Origin of the sequence: Gillisia sp. Hel_I_86 (assembly GCF_007827275.1) — a bacterium.
In the GTDB taxonomy this organism is placed as follows: domain Bacteria; phylum Bacteroidota; class Bacteroidia; order Flavobacteriales; family Flavobacteriaceae; genus Gillisia.
This window is the reverse complement of record NZ_VISE01000001.1, coordinates 2939160-2959049: the sequence shown is the minus strand read 5'-3', so window position 1 is coordinate 2959049 and position 19890 is coordinate 2939160. Positions and strand designations below refer to the sequence as shown.

Genomic DNA, 19890 nt, shown 5'->3' with positions numbered 1-19890 from the left:
ATCGATGAAAATTTATATCAAACTTAACTAAAGAAAATCCTCTAACCTTCTAATTAGAAGTACTTTTACATTATCGAAATTTATAAAACCAATATTTAAAATATCATAATTATGAAAGTAGGAAAGTTAATTACAGGATTGGTATCAGGAGCAGCCGTTGGAGCAGCAATTGGATTGTTATTTGCACCAAAAAAAGGAGCAGATACTCGTAAGTCAATTACTGAAACTGGAGATAGCTATATAAAAGATGCTAAAGGAAAGTTCAATGAGATGGCAGGTAATCTTAACCAAAAGGTTGATGCAATCAAAGAAAGGTCTAAAGCTAAAACAAGTAATTCCAAAGTAGAAGAAAAATATCATGATACTAAAGCAGATATTCATGACATGAGGGCTAGCTAGTCTAAACTCAAATATTTTATATGAACCCTCGGATTTTTTTCGAGGGTTTTTTATTTGTAATAATCTGGGTTATCAATAGAAAAGATTCTGAAAAACATTTCTTACTTTAGAAAACTCTAATAATTAAAAACAGATTAATGAAAATCCTTTTCTCCCCGTTGAGCATATTTCTATGCATTTTTACATTCCTCCCCTTCAATAAAACAAATGCACAAGCTACCGATGCTAGGATCTATAGTATAATAGATTCTGTGTCTGCCGATAGAATTGAAAATGATATCCGAAAATTAGCAGGTTTTGGGACTAGAAATACTTTTAGTGATACGGTTTCTACAACTCGAGGTATTGGAGCTGCAAGACGCTGGATAAAGTCTCAATTTGATAAAACTTCCCGGGATTGCAATAACTGTCTAAATGTTTTTTACCAAAAAGATCTGGTAACTCCCGAAGACGGAACTCGTGTGCCAAAAGAAGCATGGGTTGTTAATGTAGTGGCCATTCAAAAAGGAACTACATATCCAAATAGATATATCATTATGAGTGGCGATATAGATTCTCGAGCTAGTGACACCATGGATTTTGAAACCGATGCCCCCGGAGCTAACGATAATGCCAGTGGGATGGCTGGGACTATGGAAGCGGCCAGGGTACTATCCAAATATAAATTTGAAAACAGTATTATTTATGTGGGGCTTTCTGGAGAAGAACAAGGTTTGTTTGGTGGAAAAGGATTGGCTCAATATGCACAAAACAACAACTGGGAGATCATTGGGATATTAAACAATGATATGATCGGGAATATTGAAGGGGTTGACGGGGTAATAGATAATAGAAGTTTTAGGATTTTTTCTGAACCGGTACCTCCAACAGAAACAGAAAAAGAACGTAATGCAAGAAGATACTATGGTGGGGAAGTGGATGGAATTTCCAGACAGCTTGCTAGGTACATTCATGGCACAGTACAAACCTATATGCCGGAAATGAACCCGATGATGATCTATAGATTGGACAGATTTGGTAGAGGAGGTCATCACAGGTCTTTTAATGACCTTGGATTTGCAGGAATTAGAATTATGGAAGCCCATGAGAACTATAACAGGCAACATCAAGATATAAGAACAGAGAATGGAATAGAATATGGGGATGTAATAGAAGGGGTGAATTTTGATTATGCCGCAAAACTAACTGCGGTGAATGCTATTAACCTAGCCAGTATAGCTTGGGCTCCCCCTGCGCCTTCTAAAGTAGCAATTGGTGGTATAGTAGAACCTTCAACTAAATTACGTTGGGAAAAAGTTAATGGTAATATTGCAGGTTATAAAATCTATTGGAGGGACACCACTTCTCCCGTTTGGCAACATTCAAGATTTGTTGGAAATGTCTCCGAATTTATGCTGGATGGAATCGTAATAGATAATTTCTTCTTTGGGGTTGTAGCTGTTGGTAAGAATGGACATGAAAGTTTAGTTTCTTTTCCATCATCTACCTTTAGATAATTGTATTTAATATTGAATTGAGTTTAAAATTCCATTTATGAAAAAACTAACATTCCTTTTTCTATTAACTTCCCAGTTACTCGTAGCCCAACAATCCGATAAGTTGGAGTTATTGGATATCTTCAATCTCGAATATATTTCTGACCCACAAATATCCCCAGATGGAAAACAAGTGGTTTATGTCCGGAATTTTAAGGATGTGATGACCGATAAGAATCTATCCAATCTCTGGATAGTGAATTTTGATGGTACACAAAACAGGCCATTGACCACCGGTAACACTTTAGATAATTATCCGCGTTGGTCTCCAGATGGAAAAAAATTACTTTTTAAATCGAATAGGGATGGCGAAATGCGGTTGTATTTAATGTGGTTGGATTCCAAACAACCTTTGGTACTATCCAATTCCAACGATCTACCGGGAGCAATTTCCTGGTCTCCAGACAGCAAGTTTATCGCATTTTCAAAATTTGTAACTAAAGAGAATGCTTCACCTATAAAAATGCCAAAGAAGCCGGAAGGTGCCAAATGGAACGAGGCTCCCAAGTATATCACAGATATGAACTATCGGGCAGATGGTGCGGGTTACTTAAAAAGTGGAAACACCCAATTGTTTATAGTTTCAATAGATGGACATACACCAAGACAACTTACTTTTACCGGTTTTGATCACGGAGCACCAATTTGGGGTAAGGATGGTAAAAACCTATATTTTTCAGCAAATCTCAAGGAAGATCATGAGTTAGACCCGATGAATTCAGAAATTCACAAACTGAATATTACAGATGGAAAAATAACAATGCTAACGGAGAGACAAGGTCCAGACAGCGATCCTATAATTTCCACAGATGGTAAAAAAATAGCATATTTAGGCTTCGATGATAGATTACAAGGTTATCAACTGAGTCAGTTATATATTATGAACACCGATGGTAGCGGAAGTAAAAACATTTCAGAAGAATTTGATAGGGATATCAGTGATATTTCTTGGGATAAAAATAGCAATGGCCTATATTTTCAATATAACGATAAAGGCAATACAAAACTTGGTTATATTTCTACGAGTGGCAAAGTTAAAGGGATCACCAAAGATATGGGAGGACTTTCATTGGGAAGGCCTTATAATGCAGCATCCTATAGCATTGCAGAAAATGGGAATTATGCTTTTACTTCCGGGAAAAATGCAATGTTATCTGATCTGGGGGTTGGAAACAATGGAAATGACAGAGTGCTAACCGATGTAAACAGTGACCTGCTTTCGTTCAAAAAACTTGGAAAGGTGGAAGAGATCTGGTGGAAGTCTTCTGTGGATAAAAGGGATATTCAAGGTTGGATCGTAACTCCGCCCGATTTCGATCCGAACAAAAAATACCCGATGATCCTAGAAATCCATGGTGGGCCTTTTGCAAGTTATGGAAATGTGTTTTCAGCAGAGATACAGCTAATGGCAGCTGCCGGCTACGTTGTTCTTTACACCAATCCTAGGGGAAGTACAGGTTATGGAGAAGAATTCGGGAATTTAATACATCATGATTATCCCAATAACGATTATCATGATTTAATGTCTGGAGTAGATGCCGTGCTTGAAAAAGGGTATATAGATAAGGAAAATTTATTTGTTACCGGAGGTAGCGGCGGTGGAGTATTAACCGCATGGATAGTTGGGAAAACTGAGAGGTTTAAAGCTGCAGTTGTTGCAAAACCTGTTATAAACTGGACCAGCTTTGTGTTATATGCAGATAACCCTGGGTTCTTTGCCAAATACTGGTTTGGTAAAAAACCTTGGGAAGACCCGGAAAGTTATTTCAAGAGATCCCCTTTAAACTATGTGGCAAATATTACCACCCCAACGATGTTGTTAACTGGAGAAGAAGATTACAGAACTCCAATTGCGGAATCTGAACAATTTTATAGCGCTTTGAAATTAGAAGGGGTAGAAACCGCAATGGTTCGAATTCCCGGTTCCGGACACGGAATAGCAAATAGGCCAAGTAACCTTGTTGCTAAAGTAGCGGCAATCCTATCTTGGTTTGAAAAGTATAAGGACAACTAACTTATTAATCCCTCATTGAGGGAATAATTGCCGAGGCTCATCTGGAAATTTAAAAGTGTTTTCCAATCATCCCTGTGGGTTCCCAGAGGTTCTTTATTACTAAAAAAAGTTGCGAGTAGAGAATCACATATTCGCAGCCTTTTTTTAATCGATTAGTTTAGCTAAGCCTTAAAATAAACTAATCATAGTGGTTAAAATCGATTGGATTCTTGACCGTTTAAACTTTCCAAGATCGGTATTAAGGTCCATATTCTTTCTGAAGCTCCATCTTCAGAGGTGATTTTTATGGTTTTATATTTTTCACCCAATAAAAGATCTAATGATGCTCCAGGTTCAATTGAACTTTTCGCTCCAAAAGGGATATCAAAATCTATCTTGATTTGAGAAAGGTCTATATTGTTTGGAAACCTTATGTAAATTTCCTTTTTATCCCAATTAACAATAGGTGCAGCTATTGACCCTTCAAGCTTTACATTATAGATCCCCGAATTCCCAATTGCGATCCCTTCTGCTTTTGAATTTCCCAAAACAGCCATGTCCTTGGCATCCATGGAATAATTTCTAAGCTGGATGGCATTTATAAAAAATTCAGAAGTTTCATGATCGTTATCTGTAAAAAGCAAAAACCCTTGGTCTTGTCCGCCGGCAAATACATTATACACAGACCACCTTCCTCCAGATATTTCATTCTCCCCAATAAACTTTCCATCGATATATTTTTTGATAGAATTTTCTGTAACTACAATTCCCAATCTGTACCAAGTTTCAGGTTTTAAAGGATTATGGTATTCATTGTTCACGCCTATTCCTTCCCCATTTATAAACAATTCGGCATCATTCTCATTATCAGGATTTGTTTGATAAAGACTTATATACTTGCTAATGCTTTGTTTTGGGATATAAATATCCATTATTAGGGAATAGTTGTAATGAAGGTTTGCCTCGATCCCTGATGTGAAATTGGTGAAAATGAACAATCCGTTATTGCCATCGAATGCCGGTATTTTGGCTACTGGAGCCTCATTTCCATTTATAGATTTAATATTGAAAGAAGTAGTAGTCCCAAATTGTACTGGCTGAAAGGCAAATTCTTGATTATAATTGAAATGTCGAAGTTGGCTACCTACACCTGTGCTATATAAATTCCCTTTCTCAAAATTCCAGTTTCCAGTAGTGGCTCTAAGGGGTTTGGTATCTAATTCTATTCCCTCGCAAATAGATTTTAATGCAGAAGTTGCAATATCTGATTCCACCCCATCTACCCCGGCAATTTTTAATTTTTTGATCTCTTCAATATTATTGGAAGTAAACACCCAAACCTTGGCATTGTTCTCATGGACCTTAGTGAGAAAAGTTTTAAATTCTTGATTGGTTTCATCCAATGCAAAAGTATAGTAGGTTTCAAAAATAATACAACCTAGATCTGCCATTTCCTTGTACCAACTGTTATTATTTACATTTTCCGGCAACCCGCCAAAGTATATAAATGAAGAATCAGGACAGTAACTTTTAAATTGTTTAGCCTCTTCTATGGATGCCACAGCGGGCAACATCCTTTTGGGATTCACTTTGGAGTCTTGAAGTACCCTGCACATGAGTTCATGGTCAGTCTTTTTCGTATCCAAATAAAGATAAGCATCATATTTTTCGGCTAAGACGAGTGCTTCTTCCAAGGTTGCTATCTTAGTATTGGCAAACTGGCTTCCTTTCCAGCTACCAAAATCCAATTCCAATAATTCATTGTATATAGAAGAAACCACATAACCCTGCCCGCTACTTGTTCTATACATTGTAGGTTGATCATGAAATAAAACATATACATCGTCTGAAGTTATATTAATATCGATCTCACAATATTTAACGCCCCTTTTAAATGCCTCTTCTATACTTAGCAAGGTGTTTTCGGGATAGATATCTGAATATCCCCTGTGGCCTATTACCTGAAAATCACAGTCAGCATAAAAATATGAGGGTATTGGATGCTGCGCATAACTGCAAGGCAGAAGCGCCGAAAAAACGATAATAAATAGAATCTGGTTTTTCATCAAAATATATTTATTGTCGATTTCATTTAATCTTTTTGTTTTTTAACAGGCTTAGTTAATCCTGCTCTATTCATGACACCCCAACTATTTTTCCCTCTTAAAAGATCAAAATTCCCCATTACTGCAGACCACATGATTACAGGATGATAAATTATAGGCTCTAACAATGCTGTCCCAATCAATCTAAATATATAACGCGGTTTCTTATACTGCTGAAAGGAATATTCCTCAAAAAACAATGCAGTAACTGAAAACAGTACGGCGAAGCTATATACCGCCAAAAAGAAAGTGAGAAAAACCCACCCATTTATTTGGCCTAATGCTAAAAGAATTAGAAAAAATAAAATTCCTGTAAATTCTATTAAGGGTGCCAACCATTCAAAAAAGAACCAAAAAGGAGTACTTAGCATCCCCAATACTTTATACTTTGGGTTGAACATCATCTTTTTGTGTATCCAAAGGGTTTCAGCGGTACCTCTCGTCCACCTATTTCGTTGGCGCTGGAGTACTTTCCATGTTTGGGGGACTTCTGTCCAACATAAAGGGTCTGGAACAAAGCCTACGGTATAAGGCTCATCTCGTTCTTGCATCATTCGACGCATTCTTACCAATAATTCCATATCCTCACCAACAGTATTGGTATTATAACCACCAGCTTCAATTACTATTTGTTTATCGAACATACCAAATGCTCCAGAAATTAGTAGCAATCCATCTACTCTCGACCAAGCCATTCGACCCATTAAGAAGGCCCTAAAATATTCCAATACCTGTACTCTAGCAATAAAAGTATTAGGAAGTTTGACTTCTATGAGCCTCCCATCCTCAATTACACAAGAATTTGCAACCCGTATAACCCCTCCAGATGCAATAACCTTGTTTCCATTGTCCAAAAATGGCTTAATAAGCTTTAACATCGCATCATTTTCCAAAATACAATCTACATCTATACAGCATATAACATTATGCTGGCAAATATTTATTCCCGTATTAAGCGCATCTGCCTTTCCTCCATTCTTTTTATCAACTACAGTTAAATTTTTGAATGCTTTATTGGTAGACTTATAGATGTTTTTAATTTCTTTGGTTTCAACAAAATTGTGATAAAGAATATTTTTAGCTTCCAGCTCATATTCTTTAATGAGCAGTTCTAAAGAATTATCAGAACTTCCATCATTTATTATAACGATTTCAAAAGAAGGGTAATTAATTGTGAGGAGGGACCGCACATTCTCAACGATATTTAAACCTTCGTTAAAAGCAGGGGCTAAAATAGAAATAGCCGGTAAATTCAAGGATTGTAATAAGGCGATGTCGTCTTCAAAATTATTCCGTCGCTTATAATCCCTAATCTCAAAAAGAGAATAGATGGCTGTAAACAAATAACCAGAACTAATAATTGCCCCGTATATTAAAAAAAGCCAACTGGCTATTTCTGTAAATTGACTTAAAGTTGAACCCATTTATATACCATACTGCTTCTCCAGCATGAACTGCGAATATATGCGTTCTTTTTTATCTGGTAGGAAGCCTTGCTCAATATTAAGGTATTTAATTCTCAATTCCCAATCTGTAGTTTCTATTTGATCTCCAATTCTTTTTAAATCCCCGTAGTCACCTATTTGGTGGACCGCTTCAAGAATTTCTAATTTTATTATCCTACTGTTGTTCATAAAATCAGGAATAATATGGCGCAATAATTCTGTGTACTCTAAACTGACCAAGGAATTTATGGCTTCCCGTTTTATTATATCGCTTTGATGTTTAATATAAGGAAGTAATTTTTCTATATGTTCAAATTGATTGTACCTAGCGATCATTCTTATAGAAAATTCCACAACACTTAAGAGATCATGGTCCAACCACTGGGAAAAATCGGGAGGGGTTCCTTTATAAAAGTTTTTCAAGGCATTTTCAATATAAATTTGTTGCCAAGTGGTTAAAGGACGTACCGTTTTATTTAGGAACCCCAAGGGGTTTTCCTTAGCTAGTTTCAAAAAATAAACTTGGGATTGTTGCCTAACTTCATTTCGGGATTCATTTAGATAAGCTTCAATTTTATGATCTGGTACTTCCAGACCTAATTCTGAAAGTGCATTAATTGCCCTTGCAGTAGTGAACCAACTTCCTTTATTTAAATCTAAAAGTATATGATCTATAAGCCCTAAATTGGTGAATAACATTTCCAATTCCCTTGCAGACCCTCCCTTTAGGTTTTCATGGAAATGAAGAATCTCTTTAATGGTAACTTTTATTTCTAGTGGGGACTTTAAATGTTTTTCCTTAAAATTTTTAATTTCAAGCTCTTTTTCAAAATCTTCATCAAATAGAAAAGAATTCAAAAACTCTATTAAAAGCAATTTTTGCTTTTGCTTTTTCTCATTGCGAATATTCTTATAAATCCTGATCCAAATAATAGCGACAAAAAAACCAATTGCGAATAATAGAAAGAACAATGAAAAACCGATATTTAATTTCATAATCCATGGTAGTCCCGACCAAAAAGAATCAAAATTCGAAAAACCGATATTTATCATAAAAATTTGATTGAAAAGATGTGGGGTATTCTAAAAATCATGCGAAAATTGCTCTACTTCTTACCTAATAACCTTTTTACCCTTAAGGATAATTCATTTGGACTAAAAGGCTTGGTAATAAAATCGTCCACGCCCATGTTGAAGGCATCCATAATTATATTTTCTTGTGTAGAAGTAGACAGCACAATTATTGGAGTATCTGGGGTGTTTTTTTTAATATAGCTAATCAATTCATTTCCAGTAACAAAAGGCAGCATAAGATCTGTAAGTATTAAATCGAATATATCCTCCTTTAAGTGCTTCATGGCCTCACGGCCATCATTGGCAATTACTACATCATGTCCATCTTTGGTAAGCTTAAATTGCAATGATTTAATTACCATGGGATTATCTTCTATCACTAGAATTTTCTTCATTGTCCAATATTTAACTCGGGGAAATCTTTACTTAGTTGATTTGTGATGTTAATGAATTCCAAATTAAGTTCATCTATAAGTGAAGACATTTCTGTCTCTTTTGCACCTGAATTTAATAAATGACAAATACCTCTACCTGTCTCATTCTCCAACATTTCAAAGGATGGCTTTATGCCATGTGCTATTTCCCGAATTCTAAGATAATCTTTTTGATTTAAAACTTCCTTTAAGTTTCTTAATTCCGTATTAATAGTTGCGCTAAATAATTCTATGGATTCCTGAATAAATTGTTTATCCCCACCAGAAAGTTCGCTTAAATATTCAAGTGAGTAATAATCATTCTGTTCTGGAGAAATTTCTATAGAATTTTCTAGAATTTTTCTTATTTGCAGGATGGCAGAACCTTCCGCGAAAGGCTTTTTTAAGATAGCCTCTGCATAGGCCAACATTCTACTTTCCTGCTTAATTGGGATTTCACCAGTAGAAATAATCACTGGCATGGCAAGACCCAATTCAGATTTTATATAATCGGCTATTTGATATCCACTAATAGGCGACGAGTTCTCTTCTATTACAAGGAGATCTGCATTGCTGTTATCGGTCAACCATTGGATTACTTCAAGTCCGTCTTCGCAAACAACCAATCGCCAAGCTTCCGAAAGGGAAATATGGCTAAATTTTTCGCGTTCCAGCGGATTGCTCTCCACAAGAATAATGGTAGTGTGCTCCCGTTGGGAGGCTAGTAGGTTTTTCATAGGGCTCGGTGATTTGGGGATAAATTACCTTGTCCAGATTTTTTAAATTAAATCTAAAACTATATCTATTTCTTTTTTAATATTTTTATTATGTGTTAAAAGTACTGATTTTTTTTCGGCTTTGGTGTGTTCCAAAGCAAAAGCTAGTTCACTTAAGGCATAAAACCCGCAATTTAACGATGATCCTTTGAGACTGTGTGCTACTTTTCTTACATATTTGAAATCTTCATTCTCTATCGCGATATCAAGTTTCGACTGTATATCGGCTAAATTTATTTTTATCATTTCCATTAGTTGGGTGTATCCTTCTTCATCTCCTTCCAACTTATCCAATAATTCCACTTTATTAAAATGATGGGTATTGGACATCGCTACAGGGTCTTCTTCTTTTGCGGTTTTGGTTGAAGGAACAATCAAGAATGTTTTAATAACATCGCTTATGGTATTAAAGACTACAGGCTTAGTTACATAATCGTCCATTCCAAACTCTTGGCAACGTTCTTTTTCTCCTTTAACAGTTCTTGCTGTTAAAGCAATAATTGGGATATGCGAGCCATCACCCTCCAACTGCCGAATTTCTTGGGTAGCTTCGAAACCACTAAGTATAGGCATCTGGACATCCATAAAAATTAGGTCTATTTTTTCAGACTTAAACATATTCACAGCTTCTTCCCCATCGTTTGCTTCAAGAATATTACTATTTGGGAGTGCCTTTTTAATGATCGTTTTAGCAAGGAACATATTCACAGGGTTGTCTTCTGCTATTAAAATATTAAATACAATATCGGTTTTCTCAACTTTATGAACAAGCTCGCTAGAAGTTTTCTGAGCTGATGGTGCCTGAATATTTTTCATCATATTAAACAATTGGTCTATTTGAATAGGCTTTGTAATATTAAATTGCACGTTTAATTCCTTGCAGGCTTTATGTATTTTTTCATCATCTGCAGAGCTATGTAAAAGTATAAGCGGTAAATCCGCTGGAGTGTATTTAAGCTTATTGCGAATTTGAGCTATTAGTTCCACGCCGTTCATATATGGCATATTGTAATCTACAATTGCCAGGTCAAATCTATTCTTTCCTCCCAATGCCTGAAGGGCCTCTATTCCATTGGAAACCAGCTCGGTCTCAACATCACCAATAGCCAACATCTCTTTAAGAATAATCCTGTTACTCTTGTTGTCGTCTATAACAAGAACATGATTTATTTCTTTGGAATTTTCCTGTAGCGAGTTATCTCCTTTCTCTGTTTTAAAAGCAATTTTAAAAGAAAACTGGCTTCCAACACCTAACTCACTGGTGAGTTCCAATTTACTGTTCATTAAACCCAATAGCTTATTGCTAATTGTAAGCCCTAATCCAGTTCCTCCATATTTTCTGGTCGTGGACGAATCTTCTTGATCGAATGCAATAAAGATCTTCTTGAGGTTATTGGGGGCAATCCCAATGCCCGTATCTCTTATTAGAAAGGTGTACAGCATCTCCTCCGGATTGTTCGCTACAGGAGCGGCATCTATCCTAAGTTCTACTTCACCCGACTCGGTGAATTTTACTGCGTTACCCAAGAGGTTGGTAATTACCTGCCGTACCCTCACAGAATCGGCATAAATATATCTATTAACATCTGATGAAATGTTCAATAATACTTCCAGATCCTTTTCGTGAGCCTGATGTTTTATAATATCTATTGTTTGGCCACATAGATCTAGAAGGTCCGTCTTCTCTTCACTTAGTTCCAATTTTCCGGCCTCAATTTTAGAAAAATCGAGAATATCGTTTATTAAATCCAACAACGCATTGGCCGAATTATAAACGGTACCCATGTATTGTTTTTGACTGGGATTGAGCTCCGTTTTCATTAAGAGGTCTGTGAAACCTATTACTCCATTCAATGGAGTTCTTATTTCATGACTCATATTGGCCAAAAATTCAGATTTTGATTTGTTCGCTGTCTCTGCTTTTAATTTTGCATCAATCAGTGAATTTTCCATCTTTTTTCTTTGGGTAATATCCTGGATTGTAGAAAGAATGATCTTTTTTCCTGTGGAATCCTTAATTTTCACTCCGCTTATTAAAACTGGAAATGGTTCTCCATCCTTTCTAATAAATTCACTTTCGAAGGCCTCTTTGGTGCCAAATTTAATAAAGTTCTGAAACTGATCTTTATTCTTGTCCAGATTCTCGTTCGAGATATGCCCCATAAAAGAATGGTTGGTGAATTCTTTTAAACTGTATCCTGTAGATTCCAACAAAGCCTTGTTGGCGTTTATAAACTTACCAGATTTTACCTCTATTAAGCCTATACCAGCAGGAGAAAGTTCGTATAAGGACCTAAATCTGGCCTCATTCTCCTTAATGAGATTTTCGGCATTTTTCCTTTCAGATATATCTGTTTGGGTACCTATCATCCTCAATGGGTTTCCCCTGGAATCCCATTTTATAATCTTTCCTCTATCCAAGATCCATTTATAGGTACCATCCTTACATAATATCCTTTTTTCTATATAATATATTGTCACTATATTATTGAAATAATCTTGTAGTGCTTTTTCAGATTTTTTCTGTTCCTCTGGATGAATTCTCTTGTCCCACTCCTCGATATCTGTTAGGGACTCTTCTGGATCAAAACCAAGCATTTCCTTTGCCCGGTCGGACATGTATTGTTTACCGTTTGGTATATCCCAATCCCATACTCCATCGCCAGAGCCTTCTAAAGCTAAATGAAGTCGTTGCTCGCTTTCCCCTAATTCATTTTCGATATTTTTAATTCGGGATATATCGGTAGCAATCCCCAGGTAGCCAATTAATTCACCATTATTATTTGTCATCGATGTTATAACCGATTGTACAGGAAATTTGCTTCCATCCTTTCTCCTATAGGTATATTCATACGAATCAAAATTCCCTTGCATTGCATTATAAATAAGAACTTCAAATTCACTTAAATTTTTAGCATTTTGAAAATCCAATTCTTCCAATCGTTTCAAGATTTCTTCGGAATCATGAAACTTTAGAATATCTGCCTTTTTTACTACTTCTTCAGCAGTATAACCCAACAAATTTTCTGCTCCTTTATTGAATTTCCGGATAACCCCAACAAGATCAATTTCAATAATTGCAACTTGTGTGGTGGCGTCCATAACGGTTTGAAGTTCGTTCAAACTTCTTTTCAAGGCTTTTTTGGCCTCTATACTTTCGGTAATATCATTTATTTGCGCAATAAAATATAATGGATTCCCATCTCTATCCCGTAAAAGTGAAACGCTTATTAACCCGTATACAATATTTCCGTTTTTATGGAGATATCTTTTTTCAATTTTATAGGATTTTATTTTATTGGAAAATAATTCTTTGAGCATTTCAAGGTCTGTAGCTACGTCTTCTGGATGGGTCACATCATTAAAACTTCGATCTAAAAATTCTTGTTGGGTATACCCTAAAAGTTTCGATAAAATCCTATTTACCTTGAGCCATTTTCCTTCCAATGACACCATGGCCATTCCATTAGGGGAAAATTCAAAAGCATTTTTAAACTGGCCAGCAGTTTCTTCTGCCTTTTTTTCAAGGAGTTTTTGAGAGGTGATATCTTCTACCTGAGTAATAATTAGATCTTCGATGCCATTTTCTCCACGAATTATAGAAGTGTTGACGTCACACCAAATAATTTCATTTGCTACATTGAAAAATCTTATTTGTAGTTTATAGCTATTTACCTCGCCGTTCAATAATTTTTCTCGATACATACTGGCAATCTCCAAATCATCTTTATGGATTAGATCTTTGAATGTTAATTTAGAGATCCTATCTGCATCTGCCTCGGTAAACCCAAATATTTTATAGGAGGCTGTATTGGACATAAGAATCTGATTTTGAGGTCCCACTAAAACAATTCCTATAGGAGAATTATAAAAGATTTGTTGGAACCTGTCCTTATTCCGTTGAAATTCAATTTCCCTTTTTTTCTTACTATCAATGTCCTGAAAAGCGCCATATACACGAACACATTTATTATCCCTCATCTCTGGCTTTCCAAATGCTCTAACCCAAATTTCATTTCCTTTGGCAGTAACAAGTTGTAATTCTGTATTAAAAGGAATTCCCTTCTCCACAGCTATTTGAAAAAGTTTATTGATCTTGTCCCTACTCTCACCTTCCTTATAAAAATTGATCCCATTTTCCAGTGTTGGAACATAATCTGGGGAGACCTCGTGGATATCTTTGGTCACCCTTGTCCAAGTTAAAGATTGATCTTCTAAATTGATTTCCCAACCTCCAGTGCGGGTAAGTTCATTTGCCTCTTCAAAAACTTCGTTCAGCTTTTTTAAAGATTCATTTTCATCAAATAAACGCTGAAGGTGTTCTTCGTTTCTGGTAGCATCTGTATAAATAATTAAAATACGGGGAGAGGAAATCGAAGGGTCGTTTATAATTTTAGCCTGTCCTTCAAAAAGAAGTGTTTTTCCATTTTTAGCTTTAAATTTAAAAAAAACTTCAAAATTCATCTTAGGGTCTGCACTTTCTTTCAAAAGGTTAAATTCTTTTATCCCGTCTGAATCTTCCAAAATTTCACCTAAGTGGCCAAAGTGGGTCTTTTCTTTATTTTTAAAACCAAGTGATTTCCAAAAGGAATCGCTTACCCATAAATTTTCGGGATCATCTATACGGCCATACCAAATACCATTTACAGTATTTTCACTTATCCATTGAAATATTTGGGGGTCCGTTTTAAATAATTGGTAAAATTCTTCTTTCAAATTGATATCAGAAATCGGCATAGAGGTATTTGTTAGGGTTTTAGTCTGAAAATGAATAGGTTTGAATTTGACACTCCAAAGTAGGCATTAACTTTCAAGAATCAAACATAATATTCTCTACAGGGCAATTTTACCGATAAATCACGAATAATCATAGCTATTTAGTGGTTCAATGAAGTAAATCAAAAAAAAGTCTTTGTAGAAGGTGAAGAAATAACACCTTAAAAGGTTTTTGTATATCCGCTAATATGTCTAAAAGGCATAATGGAACTAAAAATGTCACGTCGAGCGCAGTCGAGACGTCCTTGTTTAACCCTTCGACTCCGCTCAGGGAGACAAAACCTATTTTTAGGTGTGTAAACGGATAAGCATTAAAGGTTTCTTAGAAAATACCTATGGCTTCCATATAAAATCATGTCAACAGGTTTCCAATCATTTTTATGACTAGCATATTCAAGGTAGCTTCACTAAGTATTCTTGCACTACTACAGCTATTGTTCTTAACTGCACTATTTTATGACTTACCTAAAAACGTCTATGGCGTAATTTTCATTGCCATGATTAGCTTATTGGTTTTAATGGGAAACCTTACGAGCACGAAGGCTTCAAACAATACTTCCTATAATGGCTTATGGATTGTTTTATATACAATTATTGCAGCAATTTCAACCTATATCTTGGCTATCGAACTTACTATGGGAACCGTTATTGCCTCAGCCCTGGTAGGAACTATAGGCTCTTTTTTACCCTTATTAAATAAAAAACCTAAACAACTAAATGAAATTTCAAAGGTGCTATGTTGCGGTTCTTTTGGGGGCATGACTGCTTCCCTTTTCCAGACTTGTTTTCAAACTATTTGCAATTACATATCCCTGTTGTATTTCTGGGAGCTTCTTTTGTTGGAATGGTATCGAAGGACTTAATTTCCAATTATGGGGAATTGGCAACGGCAGGACTTCTTTTTTCTTTATTATATTTAAATACCGAAACCTATTTTGAAGGTTTTGGAGGTGCCTTGGGACAGCCACTTCCATTTCTGTATTACTAATTTTAAGAATAAAGAATTTAAGAAGAATTGGTAAACTTGCTTTGAATAGACGCCAGAATAAAAAATTAAAGAATGAGTATTAGTAAAGCATATAATTCTTGGGCAGGGAGCTACGACGAAATGTTGAACAAAACCAGGGACCTGGAAGAAAAGGTGGCTAGACAAACCTTAGATGGCTATTATAAAACTATTGTTGAATTAGGCTGCGGAACCGGAAAAAACACAGGATGGTTGCTGGAAAAGTGCGATTCCCTGATTGCTTTGGATTTTTCTGAAGAGATGCTTGCCAAGGCAGGGGAAAAAACAAACTCATCAAAAGTGGGTTTTAGACAACAGGATCTTACTAAAGACTGGGGTTTGCCCGAAGTTTCTACAAATTTAATAAGCTGTAGTTTAGTGCTTGAACATATTGAAGACCTGGATGCAATTTTCGCGAAATCTTCTAAAATTTTAAAGAAAGACGGATTTTTTTATATTTCTGAACTCCATCCATTCAAACAATATTCGGGTAGTAAGGCTAGATTTGATACTGGTAAAGGCATACAGGAACTAGAAACGTATGTGCACCATATCACCGATTATACCGAAGCTGCCTTTACAAATGGATTTAAGCTGGTACAATTAAATGAGTGGTTCGATGAAGATGACAAAAAAAACATACCAAGATTGGTGAGCTTTGTTTTCAAAAAAACATCTTAATAGGAATATTTAATTATTAGGGACCCAACCCTGTTCTAGGAGCAGCAAATTCTTCAATTTATTTTGTTCCAAAACGGTACTCCCAAAGTTCGTATGGTATCTATGATTGGCTAGGAATTCAATATTTAGAACTCGCCATTCTTCATCGGAAAATTTCATGCCCAAGAAGCAGCTCCACTCTTCCCTAAGTAAAGCAATCCTTTGTAGATAATTGGTCGCTGAAAGATGTGCTAGATCTGCATCGCAAATAATTTTTTCTAAATTGCTTTCGGGCTGTTGTGGCATTTTTGTAGCAGCAATGCATTTTAAAACAGATAAAAGGTAATCATTGTTACAATTTTTCAGGGTTAAAAATTCTTCAGCAATTTGCATACTTATCTCCTCATGTCCTTTATAAATTTGAGAATATCCTGTATCATGAAAAAGCGCAGCTATTGATACTATTTCCTTTTCTTCAGCAGTTATATTTTCTGCTTCTGCGATTAATCGAGCGCTTTTACAAACTTCCAGGGTATGCTGTAAGTTATGAAAGTGATAATTAGAACACATCCTAGTAGAGAGCATGCTTGCACAAACTATTTTCGCTTCTTCGATTATTTTAGACATCGCTGTATTGGATTTTTCTAAAATTTATACACAAATCCCAGTAAATAATTCCCATTGGTAGAATTCATGGTTAATTCCAAATGTTCCTGTTGATATGGTGTTGTAAAAAGATAGGTGCTTCCAATTCCCACTACAGCTCCAGCTAAAATATCCCAGCCATCATGCTTTTGTGCATTTATCCTACTAAAGGCTGTAAAACCGGCGGCTATATAGACAGGGATACTATATTTAAAACCGTAACGTCTATGAATAAAAGAGGCACTTTGAAAGGTCGTTGAAGTATGTCCAGATGGAAATGCATTATCGCCATTGTTGTAAGGCCTGGGTTTGTTTAAAGCTATTTTTAATCCAAAAGTAACAGCTTCATTCACCAAAAATGCCTTTGTAAATTGCCAACTCCCTTCTTTATCCTTTAAAATTAAAGTTGTTCCAAAGGCTGCTGCAGGTAAGGCAAATAAAAAAATATCTCCGGAAGTTTCGATTGTTTTATTTTGAGCATAGGTATTTGGAATTAAGAGAAAAATAAACATCAAAAACAATACTACATTTGTATAAGCTTGTAACATAGGGCAGTTTATAATGATTAAAAAATTTAAAAATATTTGAATATATAGTGCATATAAGCTGTTCGTAGAAAAATGCCAAGAATTTTAGATCTATCTCAACCCCCGATCAATTACCTATTTGTATATCCGTAAAGTATCATAAGGTGATAAATAACGTTATTCTGTTACGATAGCTATTGAAATTGTTTCAGAATCCCATCACACTAATAATCAATACAGTAAATAGAAACCCTGAAATAACCCAGTACCAAGCAGTACCGTAAAAATTCCTTTTATAATTTTCATGCTGTCAATTTTAAATTTGTATCGTAAAACTAAAACTAAAATCTAAAGAGAAGCTAAAGGAATTCTAAATTGATTCTATTCTTTGGAAGTTTTAAAAAATATACTGAAGACATGCCTTCCATCCTGAAATTTATAAGTGATTTTAAAACCATAGAGGTCGCAAATCTTTTTAACAATTGCTAAACCCAAACCGGTAGACTGGTTGCTTTTAGATTCTCTATAAAATCTATTGAACAGTTTCTCTGGGTGCTCAATTGCTTTTTCTCCTGAATTGGAAATCACCAAGGAATTCTGGGAACAAGAAACCAAAATTTTATTTTTAAGGGCAGCATGCTTTACCGCATTTGAGATCAGATTATTACAAAGCACCTCAACTAAATACGGATCCATAGAAACAAATAAGGGCTGCTTATCTATAAAATCTATTTCAACATAAAACAAATCCCTAAAATTTTGAATGGTTTTACCTATGCTATCTGCAATATCTACCTCATCTATGTTAATAAATTGATTGTTCTCGATCTTAGTGAGCAAGGTTAATCGCTTGTTCAATTGCTTTAACCTTTGAATGTCCTTTTGTAAGGAGGCAAATAACAGGTATTGATCTTCGTCTATTTTATTGGTATTTATAATATTCTCGATCTTGGCTTGCATGATCGCTAGCGGGGTTTGCATTTCATGGGAAACATACTCTGTAAACTGTTTCAAATTTTGATAATCGTCCCGGACTTTATTGGTGAGCAGGGAAATTTCATTACTTAATTCCTGAAACTCCAGAATATTGCTCTCCACTAACCTGATAGGATTTTCAGATTTCACCGAAAAACCCTTCATTGCTTCTAAATTTTTAAAGAAAGGAGACCATAATTTTCTATTACCCTCTACATTGAAATAATAAAGAAATAAGAAGGCTAATAGAATAATAATAAGAGCATGTTTAAAAACAAATTTGGGTGAAAGTTTGTAAAAAAAGTTGGGCAGTATAAACTTTGTAGTTCACAAATAAAACAGAGTTTATGAAATCGAGATACACCCGATCGACTGCCCAACAGTGGGAAATTATGAAAAAATTCCTTCCCGTTAAAATCAAGGGCCACTATAAGTTGCGCGACATTGCCGACGCCATCCTTTGGATATTGCGCACCGGCTGCCAATGGCGGAACCTACCGGAATGCTTTCCCAAATGGGAGAGCGTCTACTACCATTTCAGGAAGTGGGGCCGGGACGGCACCCTTTCAAGGCTGAACGCAGGGCTGAACATGATGGAGAGGAAGCGGCAGGGAAAGGGGGCAACACCCAGTATGCTGTCGATCGACAGCCAGTCCGTCAAGGCGGGGCCGATGACCTCCGAGTCGAAGGGCATCGACGGGAACAAGAAGATAAACGGACGGAAACGGCACGCGATCACCGATACCCTCGGCCTGGTATGGGGCGTTGTGGTAGGCGCGGCGAACCAGGCCGACGGGGCGGTGGCCGAGAGGGTGGTGGAGCCCCTGTTGGGCTATCTGGACCGGATGGAAAAGATACTGGCCGACCATGCCTACAAGAAGGTGTTCATGGAGTGGGTCGAGAGGACGGTAATAGGGCTGGAAGTGGAGATCTCGTCATGCCCGCCATCCTCGAAAGGCTTTGTCCCGGTAAAGTGGAGATGGGTCACCGAAAGGACCTTCGGGATCTTCAATTTCTTCAGGCGACTGGACAAGGATTATGAAAAAACACCGGAAAGTCAGGAATATTGGGTATTGTGGCAGAATTGTCAGATTATCCTCAATAGAATCGAATGATTCTTGTGAATCGTTTTTAAACATGCTCTAAAATACGAAATATCTATCCCTATAAGGATATCCTCAGATTCTACCACCAAATTCCTCACAGTGATCCTGTATTTTTTACCGTTAATAATTGTGAAGGTGGAGAGTTCTCTAAAAATCTCATCCTCATTTTGAGAAGGATCATAGATCAAAGTGTCTTTTAGAATCTCTCCCTTTAATTCTTGAATTTCCACAACCTCTATAACGGGAGGTAAAGAAAATGGCACGTTATTTTTTTTAAGGGAACTTTCTATCCTTGCTACTGTAGAGAAGAGTTCCTCTTCTACTTCGTCTTGTAGTAAATTCTTGGTGTAAAAATATAAAGCTATAGTGCTGGCAATCATTAAAATACTGCTTAACAGCAGAAAGGTCTTAGAGGCCTTTCTTAAAAGCTTAATTGGCTTTTGTTTTTCGTTCAA

16 protein-coding genes are annotated in these 19890 nt (G+C 36.1%); 6 read left to right on the top strand and 10 right to left on the bottom strand.

The features are described from left to right. Positions 1-111 precede the first annotated feature (111 nt). The 3 genes from JM83_RS13370 to JM83_RS13360 all read left to right on the top strand — a co-directional run bounded on the left by JM83_RS13370 (position 112) and on the right by JM83_RS13360 (position 3948). Positions 112-399 carry a YtxH domain-containing protein gene (locus JM83_RS13370; RefSeq protein ID WP_144962675.1) on the top strand — a complete coding sequence of 96 codons (288 nt, stop codon included), beginning with the start codon at positions 112-114 and terminating at the stop codon, positions 397-399. Between the two features lie 137 nt (positions 400-536). Then, entirely contained in the window at positions 537-1895 is a 1359-nt protein-coding gene (locus JM83_RS13365) for a M28 family metallopeptidase (RefSeq protein WP_144962674.1), read from the top strand. Between the two features lie 37 nt (positions 1896-1932). Next, positions 1933-3948: a S9 family peptidase gene (locus JM83_RS13360; RefSeq protein ID WP_144962673.1), complete on the top strand. Its 2016-nt coding sequence runs from the start codon at positions 1933-1935 to the stop codon at positions 3946-3948. 191 nt (positions 3949-4139) lie between these two features. Here JM83_RS13360 and JM83_RS13355 read toward each other — a convergent pair whose 3' ends face one another. The 6 genes from JM83_RS13355 to JM83_RS13330 form a co-directional block, all read right to left on the bottom strand. Next, positions 4140-5993: a glycerophosphodiester phosphodiesterase gene (locus JM83_RS13355; protein WP_144962672.1), complete on the bottom strand. Its 1854-nt coding sequence runs from the start codon at positions 5991-5993 to the stop codon at positions 4140-4142. Positions 5994-6019: 26 nt separating this feature from the next. Further along, positions 6020-7456: a glycosyltransferase family 2 protein gene (locus tag JM83_RS13350; protein ID WP_144962671.1), complete on the bottom strand. Its 1437-nt coding sequence runs from the start codon at positions 7454-7456 to the stop codon at positions 6020-6022. Next, entirely contained in the window at positions 7457-8473 is a 1017-nt protein-coding gene (locus JM83_RS13345) for a hypothetical protein (RefSeq protein WP_144962670.1), read from the bottom strand. It lies immediately after the preceding gene. 110 nt (positions 8474-8583) lie between these two features. Next, positions 8584-8946 carry a response regulator transcription factor gene (locus tag JM83_RS13340; protein ID WP_144962669.1) on the bottom strand — a complete coding sequence of 121 codons (363 nt, stop codon included), beginning with the start codon at positions 8944-8946 and terminating at the stop codon, positions 8584-8586. After that, positions 8943-9701, bottom strand: coding sequence for a response regulator transcription factor (locus JM83_RS13335; RefSeq protein ID WP_144962668.1), 759 nt, complete (start codon positions 9699-9701; stop codon positions 8943-8945). The genes JM83_RS13340 and JM83_RS13335 overlap by 4 nt, the downstream gene beginning before the upstream one ends. Positions 9702-9743: 42 nt before the next feature. Then, the gene (locus tag JM83_RS13330) at positions 9744-14477 is read right to left on the bottom strand and encodes a PAS domain S-box protein (RefSeq protein WP_144962667.1); all 4734 of its coding nucleotides are present in this window, start codon (positions 14475-14477) and stop codon (positions 9744-9746) included. 419 nt (positions 14478-14896) lie between these two features. Here JM83_RS13330 and JM83_RS13325 point away from each other — a divergent pair, with 419 nt between their 5' ends. Further along, positions 14897-15379, top strand: coding sequence for a hypothetical protein (locus JM83_RS13325; RefSeq protein WP_144962666.1), 483 nt, complete (start codon positions 14897-14899; stop codon positions 15377-15379). 197 nt (positions 15380-15576) lie between these two features. Further along, on the top strand, positions 15577-16203 hold the full coding sequence (locus JM83_RS13315; protein ID WP_144962664.1) for a class I SAM-dependent DNA methyltransferase: 627 nt from the start codon (positions 15577-15579) through the stop codon (positions 16201-16203). 9 nt (positions 16204-16212) lie between these two features. Here the strand turns inward: JM83_RS13315 and JM83_RS13310 are convergent, their stop codons facing one another. From JM83_RS13310 to JM83_RS13300, 3 genes are all read right to left on the bottom strand, one after another. Beyond that, entirely contained in the window at positions 16213-16809 is a 597-nt protein-coding gene (locus JM83_RS13310; protein ID WP_144962663.1) for an HD domain-containing protein, read from the bottom strand. 17 nt (positions 16810-16826) lie between these two features. After that, on the bottom strand, positions 16827-17375 hold the full coding sequence (locus JM83_RS13305) for a phosphatase PAP2 family protein (RefSeq protein WP_144962662.1): 549 nt from the start codon (positions 17373-17375) through the stop codon (positions 16827-16829). A gap of 360 nt (positions 17376-17735) precedes the next feature. Then, positions 17736-18494 carry a sensor histidine kinase gene (locus tag JM83_RS13300; RefSeq protein ID WP_144962661.1) on the bottom strand — a complete coding sequence of 253 codons (759 nt, stop codon included), beginning with the start codon at positions 18492-18494 and terminating at the stop codon, positions 17736-17738. A gap of 182 nt (positions 18495-18676) precedes the next feature. On the opposite strand from JM83_RS13300, the gene JM83_RS13295 reads away from it, so the two are divergent. Beyond that, entirely contained in the window at positions 18677-19444 is a 768-nt protein-coding gene (locus JM83_RS13295) for an IS5 family transposase (RefSeq protein WP_144959460.1), read from the top strand. Here JM83_RS13295 and JM83_RS13290 read toward each other — a convergent pair. Next, a complete protein-coding gene (locus tag JM83_RS13290) occupies positions 19417-19890 on the bottom strand; it encodes a hypothetical protein (protein ID WP_144962660.1) in 474 nt (157 codons plus the stop codon). The genes JM83_RS13295 and JM83_RS13290 overlap by 28 nt on opposite strands.